Genomic DNA, 19,440 nt, shown 5'->3' on the forward strand with positions numbered 1-19,440 from the left:
GTGTCCGACGACACCAGCACGGCCCCCGATCCCGATGCGACCGAGCCTGTCGCCCCCGGAACATACGTCTTGGGAGTACGGCATCATGGTCCGGGTTCGGCCCGCGGCGTCCTCGCCGAACTGGACCGGATCGACCCCGACATCATCCTGATCGAGGGACCGGCGGACGCCGACCCGCTCGTCGGATTCGTAGGGGCCGATGACATGACGCCGCCGGTCGCGATCCTGGCGTACGCCGTCGATCGTCCCGCTGTCGCAGCATTCTGGCCGTTCGCGGCCTTCTCTCCGGAGTGGCAGGCCATGCGATGGGCAAACGAGTCGAACGTACCGGTGCGTTTCTGCGATCTACCCGCCGCCATGGTGCTCGCCCATGGTCGTCGCGGCGATCAGGACGCAACGGAGACCGCGGACGAGGAACCGACCCTCGACCTCGCCGAGCCTGACGGCCTCGACGCGGGCGCACCTGTGCGGACCGATCCCATCGGCGTGCTCGCCGATGCCGCCGGATATGACGATCCCGAACGCTGGTGGGATGACGTCATCGAAACCCGTTCCGACGGGGGAGGGTTCGAGGCCGTCGCGGAGGCCATGGCCGCCCTGCGCGACGAGTTGCCGCCGGTGGGTGATCAGGGCGATCGGCTTCACGAACAGCGCCGCGAAGCCCAGATGCGGCAGGTACTCCGCAAGGCGTCCAAGGAACCCGGTGTGCAGCGGGTGGTGGTGGTCTGCGGGGCCTGGCATGCGCCGGCACTGATGGGCAAGCTGCCGCCTGCGACCGGTGACGCCAAGCTTCTGCGCGGCACACCCAAGGTCCGGGTGAAGCTGGCCTGGGTGCCGTGGACCCATTCGCGGCTGGCGTTCGCATCCGGATACGGCGCAGGGGTGGTCTCGCCCGGCTGGTACCACCACCTGTTCACCCAGCCGCAGGAGGTCATCACCCGTTGGCTCATCAAGGTTGCGCGCCTGTTGCGGGGCAAAGATATTGCGATCTCCTCGGCGCACGTCATCGAGAGCGCCCGGTTGGCCGAAGCGCTCGCGACACTGCGGCGCCGTCCCCTCCCCGGGCTCGCCGAGGTCACCGAGGCCACCGAGGCGGTGATGTGCGACGGCGACGACTCCGTCATGGCGCTGATCAACGACGAACTGGTGATCGGCGAACTACTCGGGTCCACCCCCGCCGATGCCCCGACAGTTCCACTCGAGGCAGATCTTCGGGCACGTGCCCGTTCGGCGCGGCTGAAGATCGACCCCATGGCCCGGCAACTCGTCCTGGATCTCCGCAAGCCGACGGATCTGTCGAAATCGGTGCTGCTGCACCGCCTCGCGTCCCTCGACATCGACTGGGGTGTGCCGGAAGAAGTCGCCGGATCGGGCACCTTCAAGGAGGGCTGGCGTCTCGCGTGGAAGCCGGACTTCGCGATCGACATCGTCGTCGCGGCGGTGTGGGGCACCACCGTCGACGCCGCTGCCACGAGCAGACTGATCGACCGCGCGACGACGGCAACGCGGCTGGCCCAGGTCACCGCGGTCCTGGAGCAGGCGCTGCTGGCCGATCTTCCGGACGCCGTCAGCCGGGTGCTCGGTGCTGTGCACGACCGCGCGGCCATCGACCGCGACGTCGAGCATCTGATGAACGCGCTGCCCGCACTGTCGCGGGCTCTGCGCTACGGCGATGTTCGCGGCACCGACACCCGGGCGCTGGCCGAGGTCACCACGTCCCTGCTCGTCCGCGTGTGCGCCGGACTGCCCGCTGCCGTCACCGGGTTGGGCGCTGAGGCGGCCGCTGAGTTCCGGAAGATGATCGATCAGGTGCAGGAGGTGACCGACCTCCTCGAGCAGGTCGGGATCGCCGGGGAGGAAGCAGCGACCTGGCGCGACGTGCTACGCGCACTGGCCGACCGGCGAGACCTGCACGGCGCCTTGGTGGGTCGAATCGTGCGCATCATGTTGGACTCCCGGGAGATCGACGCCGATGAGGCTGCCACCAGGTTGCACCGCGCTCTGTCGGTCGGCGCGGTCCCCGCAGACAAGGCGGCGTGGATCGACGGCTTCATCGGCGGGGGTGGGCTGCTGCTGGTGCACGACCGAACACTGCTCGCCGTCATCGACCACTGGCTCGCAGGTCTGCCCGACGAGCAGTTCACCGAGTTGGTCCCGCTGCTGCGCCGCACCTTCAGCTTGTTCGAGGCGGGCATCCGCCGCAATATCGCGGAGTCGGTGAAGGGGATCGGGGGCGGGGTGATCGCGGTGGCAGCGCCTTCACAGATCGATGGAGAACGTGCCGCGCCTGCCGTCGCCGTGGTCGCGGGACTGCTCGGACTGCTGCCCGCAGCGGAGGAGAGCGCCGATGCCTGATCAGCCCGGACTCGACCCGGCCGAGGACGCGCGCCTGCGACGGTGGCGGATGGTGGTCGGAACACAGGCCGACGATGCGCTCGGCAGACCCGGCGGTGGGCAGATGCAGGAGATGGACCGTTCACTCGCCGCGCTGTACGAGGCCCCCGGTGGTCGTCGGGGCGGGCTGGGCGGTTCGGCCCCGTCGGTGGCCCGATGGCTCGGCGACATCCGGAAGTACTTCCCGTCCAACGTCGTCCAGGTGATGCAACGCGACGCCGTGGACCGGTTGGGGATCGCCGCACTGCTCGCCGAACCCGAACTGATGGACACCGTCGAGGCGAACATCGACATGGTCAGCACCCTGATCAGTCTGGGCAAGGCGATCCCCGAGACCTCACGAGCATCCGCCCGAGCCCTCGTTCGCAAGGTGGTCGACGACGTAGAACGCCGGATCGCCGATCAGACCAGGGCGGCAATCACGGGCGCCCTCAATCGCGCTGCGACGACCCATCGGCCCAGACCTGCCGACATCGACTGGAATCGGACGATCGCCAAGAATCTCAAACACTATCTGCCGGAATACCGTACGGTCATCCCGCACCAGCTGGTGGGACACGGACGTCGTTCGGCGCAGCTCGGTCGCGACGTCGTGGTCGCGATCGACCAGTCCGGGTCGATGGCTGCGTCGATCGTCTATGCGTCGATCTTCGGCGCTGTCCTCGCGTCGATGCGATCCATCCGGACCTCCCTGGTGCTTTTCGACACCGAAGTCGTTGATCTCACAGACGAATTGGACGATCCGGTGGAGGTCCTGTTCGGTGCCACGCTCGGTGGGGGCACGGACATCAACCAGGCGATCGCCTACTGCCAAGGCCTGATCACCCGGCCGACAGAGTCGATCTTCGTCCTGATCTCGGACCTCTACGAGGGTGGTCTCCGCGACACGATGCTGGCGCGGGTCGCCGCGATGTCGGCCGCCGGTATCACCGTCGTGGTGCTGCTGGCCCTGTCCGACGAGGGAGCGCCCGCCTTCGACCGTGATATCGCACTGGCGTTGGCGGACATGGGTATACCGGCGTTCGCGTGTACGCCTGACGCCTTCCCTGAACTGTTGGCGGTGGCGATCGGGCGCGGCGACATCACGGCCTGGGCAGCCTCGAAAGAACTCGAACAGCGCGGGATGTGACAACCCAGTTGTTCCAGGCAAACCCAGCAGCTGTGCAGTAGCTGGACTTGCCTGGAACGCCTGGGTTCGGGATGTCAGGCGGGGATCTTCTCGGCCGCCGGCGCGATGAGGTCCAGCGCGAAGGGCACCGACAGGACCGTCGGGTTACTCAGGGCGGAGGCGTTGTTGTTGTTCACGAACACTGTGGCGCCACTCTTGACGGCAGTACGGTTCGCCCAGCCTGGCAGCTTGTCGAAAGCCGCCGGATCGCCGCCGAGTGGCCACAGCACCAACAGATCCGAGTCCAGCAGATCGGTACGCTCAGCTGAGACCAGAACTCGACTCTGTCCTTCCGCCACCTCACTGATCTTGGGATCGAGCACAAACCCCATGGAAGTCATCAGCTTGGTGGTCGGGTCGTTCTCGTCCGCGATCAGGCCGATCTGTCCTTCCGCGTTCAACTGCCCGAACGAGAAGGTTTTTCCCTGCGCGTTCGGGTGAGCAGCCTTGAAGTCGGTGACCTGCTGCTCTGCGTCGTCGACGAGGGACTGTGCCTGGTCCTGCTTTCCGAAGATCTGTCCTGCCGTCAGCGTCACGTCCTGCCACGAATCCATGACCGCGTCCTTCTGCATCACCGGGATCACCGGCGCAACCTGGCTCAGGCGCTTGTATTCGTCTTCACTGCCCAGATATCCGGCCAGGATGATGTCCGGCCCGATGGCCGCGAGCTGGGGAACACTGATCGATTCGGCGCCGAGGTACGGGATGATCTCGGACTCGTGAGCAGGTGTCCACTCGAACCTGTTGTTCTCACCCGAGTAACCCTCGGTGACATATTCGGCTCTGATCGGCACATCCAGCGCGACCAGCGCATCGGTCCAGCTGCCCAGCATGGTGACAACCACCTGCGGTTCGGAGTCGATGGTGGTGGAACCGAATTCGTGCTCGATGGTGATCGACTCGAAGCCGCTGCTGCTGGACTTGTCGTCGTCCGGGGAGCTGCAGCCTGCGACCACGAGCGCCATCGTCACCAACGCGGTTCCTGCCGCACCGACCCGACGTGAAAACTTTCCCAATGCCCTACCCTTCGTGCGTACCGCTTCGTTGCGATTAGGGCAGCCTAACCAATCTTGGCGACGGGGTAAAGCCGGGGCTTCACTTCTTAGCTGGTGGCGCTTCTCTTCGAGCCGGCCGGCGAGGCGTCGGTGTTCCCGTATTTTTTCTGGCGCCAGACACCGATACCGACGATGACCACAGCGGAGATCGTCGACAGCAGAATCGCGTCTTGCTGATTCGAATCGAAGGCCATCAGGACCAGGACCGCGATGATGAAGACGATCACCGCAACAGTGAGGAACGGGAACAGCCACATCGTGACCGCAGGCGTCTCCTTGCGCGCTCGCATCGACCGGCCGAGGACGAATTGGCTCACAGCGATCGAGAGGTAGACGAACAGCGCGACGGCGCCGCTGGTCGCGAGTAGGTAGCCAAAAATCTTGTCCGGCAGGACGTAATTGCCGATGACAGCCAGGAATCCGAGCGCCATCGACGCGATGACCGACACCCAGGGCACACCGTTGGCAGTGAGTTTCTTGACTGCAGCCGGCGCCTCACCGCGGTCGCCGAGCGAAAACAGCATCCGCGACGCGGTGTACAGGGCGGAGTTCAGGCACGATGCCACTGCGGTGAGCACCACGATGTCCATGATCTGAGCCGAAGCCGGAATGCCGATGGCCTCCAGCACTGTTTGATACGAGCCATCATCGAGCTGGTTGTACGGAACCAGGGCCACGATGACGAAGATCGAACCGATGTAGAAGATGCTGATACGCCAGATCACCGAATTGACCGCCTTGCGAATCCCTTTCTCGGGGTCGGGTGACTCCGCTGCGGCGATGGTGACGATCTCGGTGCCCATGAACGAGAACATCGTCACCAGCATGGCGGAGATGATCGCGGCGTACCCGTTGGCGAAGAATCCGTCGGGTTCCCAGAGGTGACTGACACCGCTGGTCTCCGACCCCGGGAACAAGCCGAGTATGGCGACCACGCCGATCGCGATGAAGGCGACGATGGCGACAACTTTGATGAGGGCGAACCAGAACTCGAACTCGCCGTAGTTCCCGACGCTGATGAGATTGGTGGCGGTCAGGAGCAAGGTCACCGCGAGGGCCCAGATCCATTGGTCGCCGCCGATCAGTTTGCTGAAGATCTCTGCGGCCGCCGTGGCCTCCACCGGAATCACGAGGACCCAGAACCACCAGTAGAGCCAGCCGACCGAGAATCCGGCCCAGCGTCCGAGCGCGCGGTGCGAATAGACCGAGAACGATCCGGTGTCCGGATTGGCCGTCGCCATCTCGCCGAGCATGCGCATCACCAGGATCACCAGCGTGCCCGCGAGCGCGTACGAGATGAGGACGGCGGGGCCGGCTTCCTCGATGGCGTTGGCGGAACCGACGAACAGCCCGGCGCCGATCACCCCGGCGATGGAGATCATGGTGATGTGCCGCGGTTTGAGCGATGTTCCCAGCTGGCTCGACGCTGCGGCCTCGCTGCCGGTCGCATGTTGATCTTCGGTTGTCATGCCCGACCTCCGGTTTCGTCCCTGCAAGCTTGTCCCCGCGGACGCGGCGAATCAAACAACGGACATCAGCTCACCTAGAACAAACTGTTGCGCTATGCGAACATCAATGCATGGACAGCAACATCCTGTCTTTGGTTCCGGAGCCCGAGACCCCTGGTGCATCGATCGGCATCGGTATGGTCTGCCCCTTCGACATGGCTCTGGACAGAGAACTCTGGCGCTGGATGCCGTGGTCGGTGTCGCTCTACTTCACCCGCACCCCGATGCCGGCGTCGTCGTTGGTGGACGTCGACATGGTCAGTGCGCTCGGGGAACACTCGCAGATCCGGGAGGCCGTCCGCAGCGTCCTCGGGGTACGGCCTGCCGCCGTGGGGTATGCCTGCTCATCGGGAAGTTTCGTGCACGGTCTCGCTGGTGCGACGGCGCTGTCGGAATGCATGCGCGATGCGGGCGCCCCGGCGGCGATCACGACGTCCGAGGCGCTGGTGCGGGCCCTGGACATGCTGGATCTCGGGCGGATCGCCGTCGCGACCCCGTACGTGGCGTCGCTGACGAATCTGCTCTGCGACTTCCTCGCCGAAGCGGGCCGCACGGTGGTCTCGCAGGCCGGTCTGGGCTACGACCACGACATCTGGACGATCCCCTACAGCGCCACCGCGGACCTGATCCGCGCCTCTGACAGCCCGGACGCCGACGCCATCTTCGTCTCCTGTACCAACCTGGCGACCTACGACATCCTCTCCACGCTCGAGGTCGAACTCGGTAAGCCGGTGCTGTCGGCAAACCAGGTGACCGCGTGGGCGACGTTGCAGGAGGCCGGCGTGGTCGACCATGGCGCCGAACCTTGCGCGGTGCAGTCGCTGTTCGGTCGCGTCGCGTGAGTAGTGTTCAGCTCATGACCGCACCGTTTGGGCAGGCCGGAACTGCGAAGTACGTGCAACTCACCACCTTCCGAAAGGACGGCACCCCGGTCGCGACACCGCTGTGGGCCGTGTCGGACGGCGACAAGTTGCTGATGTGGACGGTGACCGACTCGTGGAAGGTCAAGCGGATTCGGCGCAATCCAGAGGTGTTGGTGCAGGCGTGTGATGCGCGTGGCAGGAAGGTGTTCGGGGACATCATCAAGGGCACTGCCGAGGTTCAGGACGCAGAGGGCACAGCGCACACGCGAGAGGCGATTGCAAAGAAGTACGGCATCCTGGGGTGGATCACCGTCAAGGGCAGTCAACTGCGACGCGGCGATGGTGGCACCGTCGGGCTGGCGATCACGGCAACCGGATAGTCAGCCCCGGAAGACGCTGCCCAGGATGTCGCTCTGGACGGTAGTACCGGCGAGTTTCAGTCCGTACCAGGCCGTCACCTGATTGGCGGTCAGCACCGGCTTGCCCACGGCCTCCTCGAGCTCGGGAAGCCAGGCGACGGTGTGCAGAGCCGTGTCGGGGATCAGGACGGCCTGCGCGTCGGGTGAGTCGTTGCTCTTGGTCAGCGCCAGTACGGCCTCATGGTCGAGCCGGCCGGCCATCGCTGCCGTCGGGATGTCGTGGGACACCAGTTCGGTGACGGTGATCCCTGCTCTGCCGAGGAAGGCCGCGAAGTGCGACGAGACTTCCTCCGGATAGGTTGCGGCGATCGCCACCCGATCCAGGCCCAGCTCGCGGCACGCGGCGGCGAACGCGATCGACGTCGAAGCGGCCGGTACACCCACTTCTTCGCTGATCTCGGCGACCTGCTGATGGGCACCGTCCCAACCGAAGACGAAACTGCCGGAAGTACAGGCCCACATCACGGCGTCCGGCGAAAACGCGGCGACTTCACGGGCGCCTTCGATCAGCCGGTCGCTGCTGCCCAGATCGAGCAGGGCGCCCACCTCGTGCGCATCGACGCCGACGGTCGTGAGGATGACGGGCAGCGAAACCTCCTGGCCCAGTATCCGTTCCACCAGCGGGTAATCGTCTTCGGCCGCGCTGCCCGGGTACAGGATCCCAATGGTGACCGACATCGTCGTCCTCTCTGCTCGGCCCTCGACCTGCCGTCGGATAAGGACAGGGCTGGTCTGTCCACTTCGAGACCGGTACATTGCGGTAAATCGTCAACAATCTACCAAGAGGTTCGCCGAATGCGGAGGTGAGTACGGACGTGGAATCGCGACAGAACTGGGGCATCCGCAGCCACGGCGTCGTCGAACTCACCACCCTTTACCGAAGCGGTGAGCTCTCGCCCGTGACCGTTGTCGAGGAAACCCTGGACGCGATCGCCCGGTACAACCCGGACCTGAATGCATTCACGCAGGTCCACGGCGATTCGGCGCGCCGCGAGGCCCTTCAGTCCGAAGACCGCTACCGGCAGGGTTCGCCACTCGGTGTGCTCGACGGCGTGCCGGTCACCATCAAGGATCTCCTGCTCACGGCGGGCAGGCCGACACTGCGCGGATCCGAATTGATCGATCCGGATCAGCCCTGGCCGGAGGATTCGCCTGCCGTCGCGCGCCTGAAGGAAGCGGGCGCGGTGACGCTCGGGAAGGTCACCACCCCGGAGTTCGGCTGGAAAGGCGTCACCGACAGCCCGGCCTTCGGCGTGACCCGCAACCCCTGGAACACCGCGCGGACCTCGGGAGGCTCGAGCGGCGGCAGCGCTGCAGCCGTCGCCGCGGGCCTCGGGGTGTTGTCCGTCGGCACCGATGGCGGGGGGTCCATTCGTATCCCCGCCGCTTTCTGCGGAATCGTGGGCTTCAAGCCGACTTATGGACGCGTGCCGATCTATCCGGCCAGCCCGTTCGGGACGCTCGCGCACGTGGGGCCGATGGGACGCAGCGTCGCCGACGTCGCAGCGCTGCTCGACGTGATCAGCGGATTCGACGCCAGGGACTGGTCAGCGCTCCCGCCGGCACCGCAGGTGGACCTCGGCACCGGATCGTTGAACGGCCTGCGGATCGCCTTCAGTCCGGACCTCGGGTACGGCACCAACAATCCAGCAGTGGAGCGCAAGGTCAGGGACACGCTCGAGGTGTTCACGGGACTCGGCGCGCACGTCGAGGAGATCGACCTGGCACTGAATGACCCGGTCTGGGCCTACCACGTGCTGTGGTTCGCCGGGGCGGCCGTGGTCGTCGCAGCACATGGTCCGGGGGCCGCAGCAAAAGTCGATCCCGGACTCATCCTGTCGCTGGACCGGCACAGCAACTTCTCGGCCGGTGAGTTCATAGACGCCACCACCCTGCGTATGGACCTCGGGCGGCGAATGGGCTTGCTGCACCAGGAGTACGACCTGCTCATCACACCGGCGATGCCTGATGTCGCGTTCGAGGCGGGCGTCGACGTGCCTGCGGGCTCTGCCGATCCGGACTGGACGAGTTGGACCCCGTACAGCTATCCCTTCAACCTGACCCAACAGCCGGCGATCACTGTGCCCTGCGGATTCGTCGACGGGTTACCGGTCGGCGTCCAGATCGTCGGACCGCGGCACGCCGACGAGCGAGTCCTGCAGGCAGCACATGCGTTTGAACGTCACGTCGCTGTGAACTCGAGTGCACCGAAAGGTGGGGGGCATGAGTAGATATCTGCGGATCACCCTGGAGAAGCGTTCGGTGAGCGCGGTGGCCCGATTGCTCGATGACGAGGCACCGCGTACCGCAGAGGCGGTGTGGCAGGCGTTGCCGAAAGGTGGGCAGGTGTACCACGGGAAGTTCGCGCGCAACGAGATCTACACACTGGTACCGGCTTTCGCCGGCACCGAGCCGGGACCGGAGAACACCACCGTCACCCCGATCCCGGGCGACCTGTGCTACTTCACGTTCGACGGGACTCTCGAAAACGCCGCCTATGGGTACGAAAATGACAGTGCGGCGCGCGATCACACGCTGTTGATCGACCTTGCTGTGTTCTACGGCCGGAACAATCTACTCATCAACGGTGACGTGGGGTGGGTGCCGGGCAACGTCTTCGCGACCATCGAGGAGGGCCTCGGGGAGTTCGCCGCTGCCTGCAACGACGTGTGGATGGGCGGGGCGCGCGGTGAAACGCTCACGTATCAAAGGGTGGAGTGAGCAGTGACCGAACCGATGAAGGCTCCCGATACCGCACGAAAACGCGCGGCGAGGTCCAGGGTCCTCGAACCACTCGTGCAGGAGTCGACGCCCGCGATCATCGCGAGGCAGCTCCGCGCGGCCATCGCCGGAGGAGACTTCGCTCCGGGGTCGCAGCTCACCGAATCTGGACTGGCGGCCGATCTCGGGGTCAGTCGGGGCCCCCTGCGTGAGGCCATGCAGCGCCTGACCCAGGAAGGATTGCTGGTCAGCTACCGGAATCGCGGGCTGTTCGTCATCACGATGGACGACGACGACATCCGGGACATGTATGTCGCTCGAACAGCAATCGAGCGCGCGGCACTCGAGCAGGTGATCCTGCGGAGTCCGGACGAGGCGGTGGATGTGCTCGGTGTGTGTGTCGAAGAGATGGAACGGTACGCCGATGAACCGAACGGACCACAGATAGCCGACGCTGACATGGGCTTTCATCACGCGCTCGTCGAATTGGCGGGAAGTCCGCGTCTGTCGCGGCTGCACGAGACGATCCTGGTGGAGACCCGCATGTGCCTCGGCGCGATGCGCGGGACGTATGCTTCCTCGGAGGAACGCATCTCCGAACATCGTCGACTGGTCGAAGCGATCGCAGCACGCGACATCAAAGCCGCGGATGAGATCATGATCGACCACATGCGCGATGGCTTGCGCCGCATCATCGCCGAACCGGGGGCGGTATCGCAATTCGCCGGTGCGGCGATGGCTCCAAGTTCTAACGTACCCATGAACCGTCCGGCAGCGGACTCGAAGCGCACCGGACCGCGAACCTGACCTGCAGCATCCGCGGGCCGCGTACCACCTAGGAGGCAGCCACACAGAACCGTATGGGAACGCCTGCTCTCGAGCACCCGGGGGCAGTTGTAATTTGTGGGCCTCGAAGACACCGAGATCGATTGAATGTCTTCAGTTCTGAGGAGGTATCGATGAGCCCAGACATACAGAAGTCAAGTTCCGCAGTTCCACCGGGATTCCCGGATCCGGAATCCCCGGAGGGCAAGAAGCTACTACGCAAGGCGATCGGCGCATCTGCCATCGGCAACGCGACGGAGTGGTACGACTATGGCGTCTACGCCGCCACCACCACCTATCTGACCCAGGCATTCTTCCCTGGCGACCTCGGCACCATCGGCACCATGCTCGGCTTCGCGATCTCGTTCGTCCTTCGGCCGATCGGAGGCATGGTCTGGGGTCCGATTGGCGACCGCATCGGTCGAAAAGCCGTGCTGGCCATGACGATCTTGCTGATCTCAGGTGCCACTGCGCTCATCGGCGTGCTACCGACAGAGGCCGTGGTCGGGGTCTGGGCACCGGTTCTGCTGATCACGTTGCGCGTGGTCCAGGGCTTTTCCACCGGCGGGGAGTACGGTGGCGCGGCCACATTCATGGCGGAGTACGCACCGGATCACAAGCGTGGCAAGTACGGTAGCTTCCTCGAGTTCGGAACTCTGGCCGGCTTCGTCATGGGCACGGCATTCGTGCTGGTGCTGGAGCTGTTCCTGACCGATGACCAGATGCAGCAATGGGGTTGGCGTATCCCGTTCCTGTTCGCGCTGCCTCTCGGCCTGATCGGTCTCTATCTGCGAAATCAGATGAACGACACACCGGTTTTCACCGAGATGGAGCAGAAGGACGAGATCGAGGGATCGGCCTGGCAGGCGTTCAAGAGCCTGCTGACCACCTACTGGCAGCCGATTCTGGTGATGTTCGGACTCGTTATTGCGCTCAACGTCGCCAACTACACGTTGTTGGCGTACCAACCGACGTATCTCAAGACCACCATCGGAATGACCGAAACCACCGGCACGATGGTGATCCTGATCGGTGAGCTCGCAATGATGGCCTGCATCCCGTTCTTCGGGGCGTGGTCGGACAAGATCGGGCGAAAACCCATGTGGTGGGGGTCGTTGATCGGACTGTTCGTGTTCGCGTTGCCGATGTACTGGCTGATGGGTCAGGGATTGGCGTGGGCGATCGTCGGCTTCGTGGTGCTGGGCCTGCTGTACATCCCACAGCTGTCCACGATCTCGGCGACGTTCCCGGCCATGTTCCCCACGCAGGTGCGGTATGCGGGCTTCGCGATCTCGTACAACGTCGCGACAGCTGCTTTCGGTGGTACCGCGCCACTGATCAACGATGCAGTGACGGCGAACGAAGGATGGGAACTCTTCCCAGCCGGTTACATGATGCTCGCGTGTGCGATCGGCATGATCGCGCTGCCGTTCTTGCGTGAGACGGCGGGCTGTTCGATCCGCGGGACCGAGATCCCCGGTGAAGAGACAGACGCCGAGAAGAAGTTGGTCAACAACTGACTTCTTGTCGACGCGTTCGGCCCGGCCACCTCAGGTGGCCGGGCCTCGCCGTCGACCGGGCCAATAAGGCCGTCGAGCGTGCCATAACTCGCGTCGAGCGTGCCGTCCGGCAAGATCGAGAAGAATGCGTTGCGCCGCAGCGTCTAGTCAACCGATCGAGCGGGAGAACCAATGGAGCCGGCCGTCACCTACGAGTCCCTTGATGATGGGCGAATCGCCCGTGTGTCGTTGAATCGCCCCCAAACGCGCAACGCCCAGAATCGACGATTGCTCGTCGAACTCGATGAGGCGTTGCGAAAGGCCGAGGCCGACGACACCGTGCGCGTGATCATCCTGGCGGCCAACGGTCCGAGCTTTTCTGCCGGTCACGACATGGGGTCAGAAGAGGCGATCACCGAGGTTGCGCCCGGTCCGAATCAGCACGCGACATTTCGAATGGACGGTGGGACGAGGGAAGGTGTCGTCGAAAACAGGGCCCTCCAGGAGTGGCACTACTACTTCGAGAACACCAAGCGCTGGCGGGAACTGCGCAAGATAACGATCGCGCAGGTACACGGGAACGTGATCTCCGCTGGTCTGATGCTCATGTGGTCCTGCGACCTCATCGTCGCGGCTGACGATGCGGTCTTCTCTGACGTGGTCGCAGCACGTCTTGGTATGCCTGGTGTCGAGTATGTAGCGCACCCGTGGGAGTTCGGACCGCGGAAAGCCAAAGAGCTGCTCTTGACGGGTGATTCGATTGACGCAGAGGAAGGTTACCGGCTCGGGATGGTGTCGAAGATCTTCCCCCGAGACGAACTGCCCGACAAAACGCTCGAGTTCGCGAGGCGTATCGCGTCACGACCCACATTCGCCGCGCTGTTGGTCAAAGACACGATCAACGGCGCCGTCGATGCGATGGGATTCCAAGAGTCCCTGAAGCACTCGTACTACATTCATCAACTTGGCCATGCGCACTGGTCGGCCTTACACGACGATCGTCTCCCGGTTGCGAAACCAGGCCCTGACATCGACGACTGGCGAACTGCCGGACCGCCGCAGTCGTCGGACAAGTACACGCCCTGAGCATTTTTGGCACGGTCGAAGGGAACTTTGGCCCGCGTCGATCGTGCCTTTGTCGACGTCGACCGTGCCCTGATGTGTAGCACCGTTTGTCAAGTCTCCGCGTCGAAATCCGCCCGATAGTGGTGTAGGGCGGTGTGGGAAGTGGGTATGGTCACCCGCCGGGATAGGGCTGGGGTGGTCGTTACTCACGGCGGTGGTGTCGGCCTGACATACGCGGGTTGGGTGCCGCAGGACGATGTTCGGCTCCAGAACGCGTGCCTCTCTTCACAGCAACACGATCGGTTAATGTTGTTGCTACACAATGGGCAAGCGTGGATTCGTTCTGTCCTCACCCCGTGTCAGATCCCGACGTGTGACCAAGTCATTGCGGCGCCAGTTAGGTCTCCAAGGTAGCCAGCGACCAGCACCAGCCGGCCAATTCTTGGGCGACGGCCCCGTTGGCCACGCAGCTGTTTTTGTGGCGTTCATCGAAGTCCACTGCGTGCGCAGTCACCGAACACGCATGAACACTTAACCCAACACTTGTGCCCTTAGTGGTCACCGGAGGCCTCCTGTCGTCTGCAATGTGGCTCTGCCAGTCTGTGCTGGCACCCCACGTCCGTTTGCAGCTTGAGGCCTGACCTTCACGCGGTCGTGCGAGTCATGCAACAGCGCAACCAGTTACCCGTGCGAACAACCGGTTTCACTGTCGGAGGTCGCTGATAACCTTCAATCGAAGGCACTGTGCCCGAGTCGAGTCGGTGTGTGGTGTCCCAGATTCTGTTGACTGCCAGTGGTATTCATCCGTTCGGACCACTTGCGAACATCTGTTCGAACAGTTAGATTGGTGTTAGTCGATCGACCTGGGGAGGGGTTCGATGAACATCTGCACCACTACTGAAGACATGATCGGGCTGGTGGTACCAGACGATCCCGGTGACCTGGCGTCACTGACGAAAGACCTGATCACCCTGCGCAATGCCACCGAGTCGAAGCTGTCGGTCTGCGCGGCGATGATCGACCGACTGGGGTTCGCGAAGAAAGCCGGCACCACACCGTCGAAGTGGCTGCAAGACAACGGCGCCGCCCCAGCATCAGCATCACGCTGGCTACGCATCGGCGCCGGCGTCGCGACGCTCGATCGCACCGCCGGGTACTTCCGGGACGGATTCCTCTCCACCGAGCATGTCGACGCCGTGGTCAAAGGGATCAAGCAGATCAACGACAGGTCGGACGTCGCGATCACCGACGAGGAACGAGTCGTCTTCGAAAGAAAATTGTTGACTCACGCCATCTCCGGAGCGCGGCCCACCGAGATCGAGAAGATCGCCCAGGGTCTGGGAAACCAGGTCGCCCACGACACCGGCGGACCCACCCCGGCTGAGGATCCCGCACTGAACAAGCTCGATTACGCGTTCAGTGAGGGACGGTTGGTGGGTCGGTTCGATGTGGATGCGCAGATCGGGGAGAAGCTGTACGCCGCGCTGGACCTGTGGAGCCGGCCACGCCCAGAGCCTGATGGATCTGATGATGCCCGCAGCGACACCCAGCGCCGCGCCGATGCACTGCATCGACTGCTCGACAGTGGCGGTGGCGGTGCTAGTGGTGGCGGCGACGGGCTGATCTCGGCGCCGCGGACCGAGGTGAACGTGTCTGTCCCCGCCGACCACCCCGAGCGTGCGACGCTGCAGTGGATGGGCCCGATCACCGAGGACCTCGCAAAAGTGCTGGCGTGTGATTCCTCGATGGCATCGGTCATCCTCGACCAGCATGGGGTGCCGATCGACATGGGACCCTCCACACGCCTGTTCACCGGCGCTGTCCGCAAGGCGATCATCATCCGCGACCAATGCTGCATCAAATGCGGCGGATCAGCGTCCTGGTCCGATTGCCACCACATCATCTACTGGTCCGACGGTGGCACCACAACACTGGGAAACGGGTGCCTACTGTGCCGGACCTGCCACCGCGCAATCCACAACACCGGATGGGAAATCACCATGGGCTCTGATGGGCACCCGTGGCTGATCCCGCCCGCCGAGATGGATCGGCAACGAAGACCCTTACCCGCCTACAACAGGCGAACCATGACACTCGCAGCCTGACCTACTTACTCACAACAACTTCCAGACCGCTCGACCCCCGCGCACCCGAGAACGCATCGGGACCGCGCACGCAAATTGACAACTCCACAGTGTGAAACGCACGGTGCTGCCGCCCGGATGGGCCGGACGGCAGCACCACGGTCTCCGCCGGATTGGCACGGTCGGCGGCATCTTTGGCAGTCAGAGCAGGCGTAAGGCCAGGAGGGCGTATGCCTTCGCTGCGGTGACCAACTCGGCGATCGAGACGGACTCGTCGGGACGATGGGCCTGATCGTTCAGACCGCCAGGGCCGAGGACGATGGCGGGGATTCCCAGGTCCCGGTTGATGAACCCGCCGTCGCAGGCCGCTGTCCACCCGGTGATGGTGGTCTCTCCACCGGCATCGACCACCGCAGAGGCGGCCCGCGCGGCAAGTGGGTGGTCGCGATCTGTTTCGAAGCCGGGCATGGCCATCGTGACCTCGACATCGACGGTGATGCCGTCGGAGTCGATACCTGCCTCGCTGATCGCGCCGCGCAGCCACGTGGCGACCTCGAATGCGTCCTCACCGGGCATGAGCCGACGATCGAAACTGACGGTGGCGCTGGGTGCTACGACCGAAACACCCTGACCGCCTTCGATGAGGCCGGTGTTCCAGGTCCCGGTGCCCAGCAGGGGATCGGGCGAGGAGAGCATGCTGCGCTGGTCCGCGCGGACCAGGTCGATGATCGCCGCCGCCGCATCGATGGCATTGCGACCGTCGGCGGGACGACCCGAGTGAGCAGCGCGCCCGGTGATCCGGACCTCGATGTACGACGCACCGCGGCAGGCGATGACTGTCTCGAGGTCGGTGGGCTCGGCGACCACGCAGCCGGCGAACCGGTGCGACGACGAGCGCGTCACGAAGTCCCGGATGCCGATCCCGAGATCTTCTTCGTCGACCGTGCAGGCGAGTTGCACGGGCCCGGGCAACTGCACCCCGGACCGCGACAACGCGGCCATCGCGATCACAGCCGACGCCAGGCCGCCCTTCATGTCGGTGGCGCCGCGACCGTAGATCCGTCCGGCTGACACACTCGCCTCGAACGGGCGCCGGCTCCAGCCGTCACCGGCCGGCACCACGTCGGAGTGTCCGAGGACCATCAGCCCCGGAGCGTCGCCGGTGCCCGGCAGTGTGGCCGTCAGATTCGGCCGACCCGGAGCGACGTCCCACGTTTCGACGGTGAACCCCAACGCCTGGCACGCCCGTTCGAGTACGGCGACGGTCTGTCCCTCGGTGCCACCCGGATTCTCGCCGCCGGCATCGATGAGGGACCGCGTCAGCGAGACCAGCTCAGCCTCGTCGATCAGGTCGAGCACGGCAGCTTCGTCCACGACCGTCTCGGTCACGAGGTAGCCAGCGCCAGATCCAGAGCACTCTTGAGGCGGCGGACACCCTCGTCGATCCGTTCCGGGGTGCTCGAGGCGAAACACAGACGCAGGGCATTGCGGAAGTGGCCGCCGGGTGACAGCGCCGGGCCCGGGATGAACGCGACGCCCTGCGCGAGTGCGATCTCGAAGAGCTCGCGGGTGTCGAGCTCGGCGTACTTGCCCTGCAGCGTGACCCAAAGGAAGAAGCCGCCATCGGGATTGGTGCTCGTGACGTCGTCACCGAGGTGGGTCTGCAGCGACGTGAGCATGGCGTCGCGCCGGATTCGGTACAGCTCGCGGATCGACACCAGGTGATCGTCCAGGCCGCCCCGGGAGATGTACTCGGCCACGATGTGCTGGTTCGGCACATTGGTGCAGGTGTCCATGGCCTGCTTGCCGTTGATCAGCAGTTGGCGCAGAGCTGGGTCGGCATCGATCCAACCGACGCGCCAACCGGGCGCCAGAATCTTGGAGAAGGTGCGCACCGAGAAAAGCAGGGGATCGTCGGGGCTCAGCGTCCTGAACGTCGGGATCTCTTCACCGGAGAAGCGCAGCAACGCGTAGGGATCGTCGTCGATGATCACCGCGCCCCACTTGTGGGCCAACTCCAACAACGCTTTCCGGCGCTCCAGGGACAGCGTCACACCGGACGGGTTCTGGAAATTGGGAATCGTGTAGATCGCCTTGGGGGTGCGATGGGTACGCGCTACCAGGTCGGGCAGCAGGTCTACCACCATGCCCTCGTCGTCGACGGGGACTTCGAGAAGCTGCGCACCATAAGACAGCGCCGTGGCGCTGCCGTTGGTGTACGTGGGGGACTCGGTGATCACCAGGTCGCCCGGGTCGACGAAGAGTTTGCACGCGAGGTCGAGGCCCTGCATGCCGCCGGTGGTGATGACGAGGCGGTCTTCGCCGGCCGGGTCAGGCGTGCCGGCAAGGTATTTGACCAGTAGATCAAGTAGACGCGGCTCACCCTCGGATGCACCGTAGGTGAAGGATGTGTGGTCGAGGATGCTGCCGGCGATCTCTCGGAACTCGTCGGCGGGCACGGCCTCGTCGGCAGGCGAACCCATTGCGAAGCGCACGATGTCGTGTTTCTGGGCTGCCAGTAACGAGGTCGACGAATCGATCATCGAGCCCACGAGATCCTTGGCCCGCCCGGCGAGCGGGAAGGTCCGGGCGTGGTGGGAGAGTTCGGTTGCGGTCATACGTCTCTCACTTTCTGATCAGGTCGCGGGGAAAGCTGGTGAAGGTCTCGACTCCGGTGGCACTCACCCGAACCGACTCTGACAACTCGAAGCCGTAGCCGTCCATCCACATGCCGCAGACGATGTGGAACGTCATGTTCTCCTCGAGGATCGACTCGTCCTCGGTGCGGATGCTGATGGTGCGCTCGCCCCAGTCCGGCGGATAACCGATTCCGATCGAATAGCCGAGACGAGAATGCTTTTCGAGTCCGTACTTGGCCAGGGTCCAGTTCCAGGTGGACGCGAGTTCGCGGGTCGGGACACCGGGTGCGATGGCCTCGAGCACGTTGTTGAGGCCCTCGGCGGTCGCGCCGGCGACGTAATCGACATCCTTGTTCACCGGGCCCAGCGCTACGGTGCGGGCGAGGGGACAGTGGTAGCGGTTGTGGGCGCCCGTCAGCTCGACGACCACAGCCTCGCCGCTGATGAAGGTGCCCTGATGCCACGTGAGATGCGGTGTGTCGGCGGCGGCGCCGGTAGGCATCATCGGGACGATGGCCGGATAGTCACCACCGAACTTGTCGGTGCCGGTGATCTGCGCCTGCGAAATCGCCGCTGCCGCATCACACTGCCGGACCCCGATGTCGATGGTGTCGATGGCTGCCCGCATGGCTTCTGAACACACCATGCCGGCCTGTCGCATCAGCTGGATCTCGGCGTCGGACTTCACCGATCGCACCCAGTTGACCAGCTCGAAGCAGTCGACCAACTTCCACTCGGGGATGGCGTTGAACAGCGCCCGGTAGGCCTTGGGGGAGAAGAAGTGTGAGTCCATCTCCATCCCGACCGAACCGCCGCGCGACGCCGGTGCGATGAGGTGGCGCTGGCGCAAGGCGAATGCCACCCAGTCGAATGGGTGTACGTGCGGGCGGTGCACGTAGCTCTCCGGATAGCCGACGATCTGCTCGGCGGGAAGCCACGTGGTGCGGTGAGCGCCGTGGGCGTCCATCTCCCGTGCGAAGAACACCATCTCGCCGTCCATCGGGACGAACAGCATCTGCGGGGTGTAGAACGACCAAGCGTTGTAACCGATGAGGTAGAAGATGTTCGCCGGGTCGGTCACGATGATCGCCGACAGGCCCTGCCGATCCATCATGGTCCGGACGTCCGCCAGACGGCGTTCGTATTCGGCGTCGGTGAACAGCTGTGATCCGAGGTACATCGTTTCGTCACACCTCCTTT

The 19,440-nt window shown here is 64.4% G+C and carries 16 protein-coding genes; 10 read left to right on the plus strand and 6 right to left on the minus strand.

The genetic code is table 11. The features are described 5' to 3' along the window. Both J3S28_RS02905 and J3S28_RS02910 read left to right on the plus strand, forming a co-directional pair. Positions 1-2,355, plus strand: a complete 2,355-nt coding sequence (locus J3S28_RS02905) for a DUF5682 family protein (protein ID WP_307796782.1) — start codon at positions 1-3, stop codon at positions 2,353-2,355. Then, a complete protein-coding gene (locus tag J3S28_RS02910) occupies positions 2,348-3,523 on the plus strand; it encodes a VWA domain-containing protein (protein ID WP_207837348.1) in 1,176 nt (391 codons plus the stop codon). Before J3S28_RS02905 ends, J3S28_RS02910 begins: the two co-directional genes overlap by 8 nt. Before the next feature lie 74 nt (positions 3,524-3,597). On the opposite strand, the gene J3S28_RS02915 is transcribed toward J3S28_RS02910, so the two are convergent. Both J3S28_RS02915 and J3S28_RS02920 read right to left on the minus strand, forming a co-directional pair. Next, on the minus strand, positions 3,598-4,578 hold the full coding sequence (locus J3S28_RS02915) for an ABC transporter substrate-binding protein (protein ID WP_237340933.1): 981 nt from the start codon (positions 4,576-4,578) through the stop codon (positions 3,598-3,600). An 86-nt stretch (positions 4,579-4,664) separates the two neighbouring features. Further along, complete coding sequence (locus J3S28_RS02920; protein ID WP_207837351.1) at positions 4,665-6,086, minus strand: amino acid permease; 1,422 nt, start codon at positions 6,084-6,086, stop codon at positions 4,665-4,667. Between the two features lie 110 nt (positions 6,087-6,196). On the opposite strand from J3S28_RS02920, the gene J3S28_RS02925 reads away from it, so the two are divergent. Both J3S28_RS02925 and J3S28_RS02930 read left to right on the plus strand, forming a co-directional pair. Continuing rightward, complete coding sequence (locus tag J3S28_RS02925; RefSeq protein WP_207837354.1) at positions 6,197-6,967, plus strand: maleate cis-trans isomerase family protein; 771 nt, start codon at positions 6,197-6,199, stop codon at positions 6,965-6,967. 14 nt (positions 6,968-6,981) lie between these two features. After that, positions 6,982-7,368 (plus strand): PPOX class F420-dependent oxidoreductase, encoded by a 387-nt coding sequence (locus J3S28_RS02930; protein WP_207837357.1) that lies wholly within the window; start codon positions 6,982-6,984, stop codon positions 7,366-7,368. On the opposite strand, the gene J3S28_RS02935 is transcribed toward J3S28_RS02930, so the two are convergent. Beyond that, entirely contained in the window at positions 7,369-8,085 is a 717-nt protein-coding gene (locus J3S28_RS02935; RefSeq protein WP_207837360.1) for a maleate cis-trans isomerase family protein, read from the minus strand. Between the two features lie 137 nt (positions 8,086-8,222). On the opposite strand from J3S28_RS02935, the gene J3S28_RS02940 reads away from it, so the two are divergent. From J3S28_RS02940 to J3S28_RS02965, 6 genes are all read left to right on the plus strand, one after another. Beyond that, positions 8,223-9,638 carry an amidase gene (locus J3S28_RS02940; RefSeq protein ID WP_207837363.1) on the plus strand — a complete coding sequence of 472 codons (1,416 nt, stop codon included), beginning with the start codon at positions 8,223-8,225 and terminating at the stop codon, positions 9,636-9,638. Beyond that, positions 9,631-10,128 (plus strand): DUF3830 family protein, encoded by a 498-nt coding sequence (locus J3S28_RS02945; RefSeq protein WP_207837366.1) that lies wholly within the window; start codon positions 9,631-9,633, stop codon positions 10,126-10,128. Before J3S28_RS02940 ends, J3S28_RS02945 begins: the two co-directional genes overlap by 8 nt. Before the next feature lie 15 nt (positions 10,129-10,143). Beyond that, positions 10,144-10,935, plus strand: coding sequence for a GntR family transcriptional regulator (locus J3S28_RS02950; RefSeq protein ID WP_207838152.1), 792 nt, complete (start codon positions 10,144-10,146; stop codon positions 10,933-10,935). A gap of 152 nt (positions 10,936-11,087) precedes the next feature. Continuing rightward, positions 11,088-12,473 carry an MFS transporter gene (locus J3S28_RS02955; protein ID WP_207837369.1) on the plus strand — a complete coding sequence of 462 codons (1,386 nt, stop codon included), beginning with the start codon at positions 11,088-11,090 and terminating at the stop codon, positions 12,471-12,473. Positions 12,474-12,644: 171 nt separating this feature from the next. Continuing rightward, on the plus strand, positions 12,645-13,538 hold the full coding sequence (locus J3S28_RS02960; RefSeq protein WP_207837372.1) for an enoyl-CoA hydratase: 894 nt from the start codon (positions 12,645-12,647) through the stop codon (positions 13,536-13,538). A gap of 857 nt (positions 13,539-14,395) precedes the next feature. Continuing rightward, entirely contained in the window at positions 14,396-15,622 is a 1,227-nt protein-coding gene (locus tag J3S28_RS02965; protein ID WP_207837375.1) for an HNH endonuclease, read from the plus strand. A gap of 180 nt (positions 15,623-15,802) precedes the next feature. On the opposite strand, the gene J3S28_RS02970 is transcribed toward J3S28_RS02965, so the two are convergent. Genes J3S28_RS02970 through J3S28_RS02980 form a run of 3 tightly spaced genes read right to left on the minus strand, consistent with a single transcriptional unit; the run spans position 15,803 to position 19,420 of the window. Next, entirely contained in the window at positions 15,803-16,990 is a 1,188-nt protein-coding gene (locus J3S28_RS02970; RefSeq protein ID WP_307796784.1) for a M20 family metallopeptidase, read from the minus strand. Beyond that, a complete protein-coding gene (locus J3S28_RS02975) occupies positions 16,987-18,219 on the minus strand; it encodes an aminotransferase-like domain-containing protein (RefSeq protein ID WP_207837378.1) in 1,233 nt (410 codons plus the stop codon). Before J3S28_RS02975 ends, J3S28_RS02970 begins: the two co-directional genes overlap by 4 nt. A gap of 7 nt (positions 18,220-18,226) precedes the next feature. Continuing rightward, a complete protein-coding gene (locus tag J3S28_RS02980; protein WP_207837380.1) occupies positions 18,227-19,420 on the minus strand; it encodes a M24 family metallopeptidase in 1,194 nt (397 codons plus the stop codon). Between the last annotated feature and the right edge of the window lie 20 nt (positions 19,421-19,440).

The sequence above is a fragment of the Williamsia soli genome (assembly GCF_017377795.1).
In the GTDB taxonomy this organism is placed as follows: Bacteria; Actinomycetota; Actinomycetes; order Mycobacteriales; family Mycobacteriaceae; genus Williamsia; species Williamsia soli.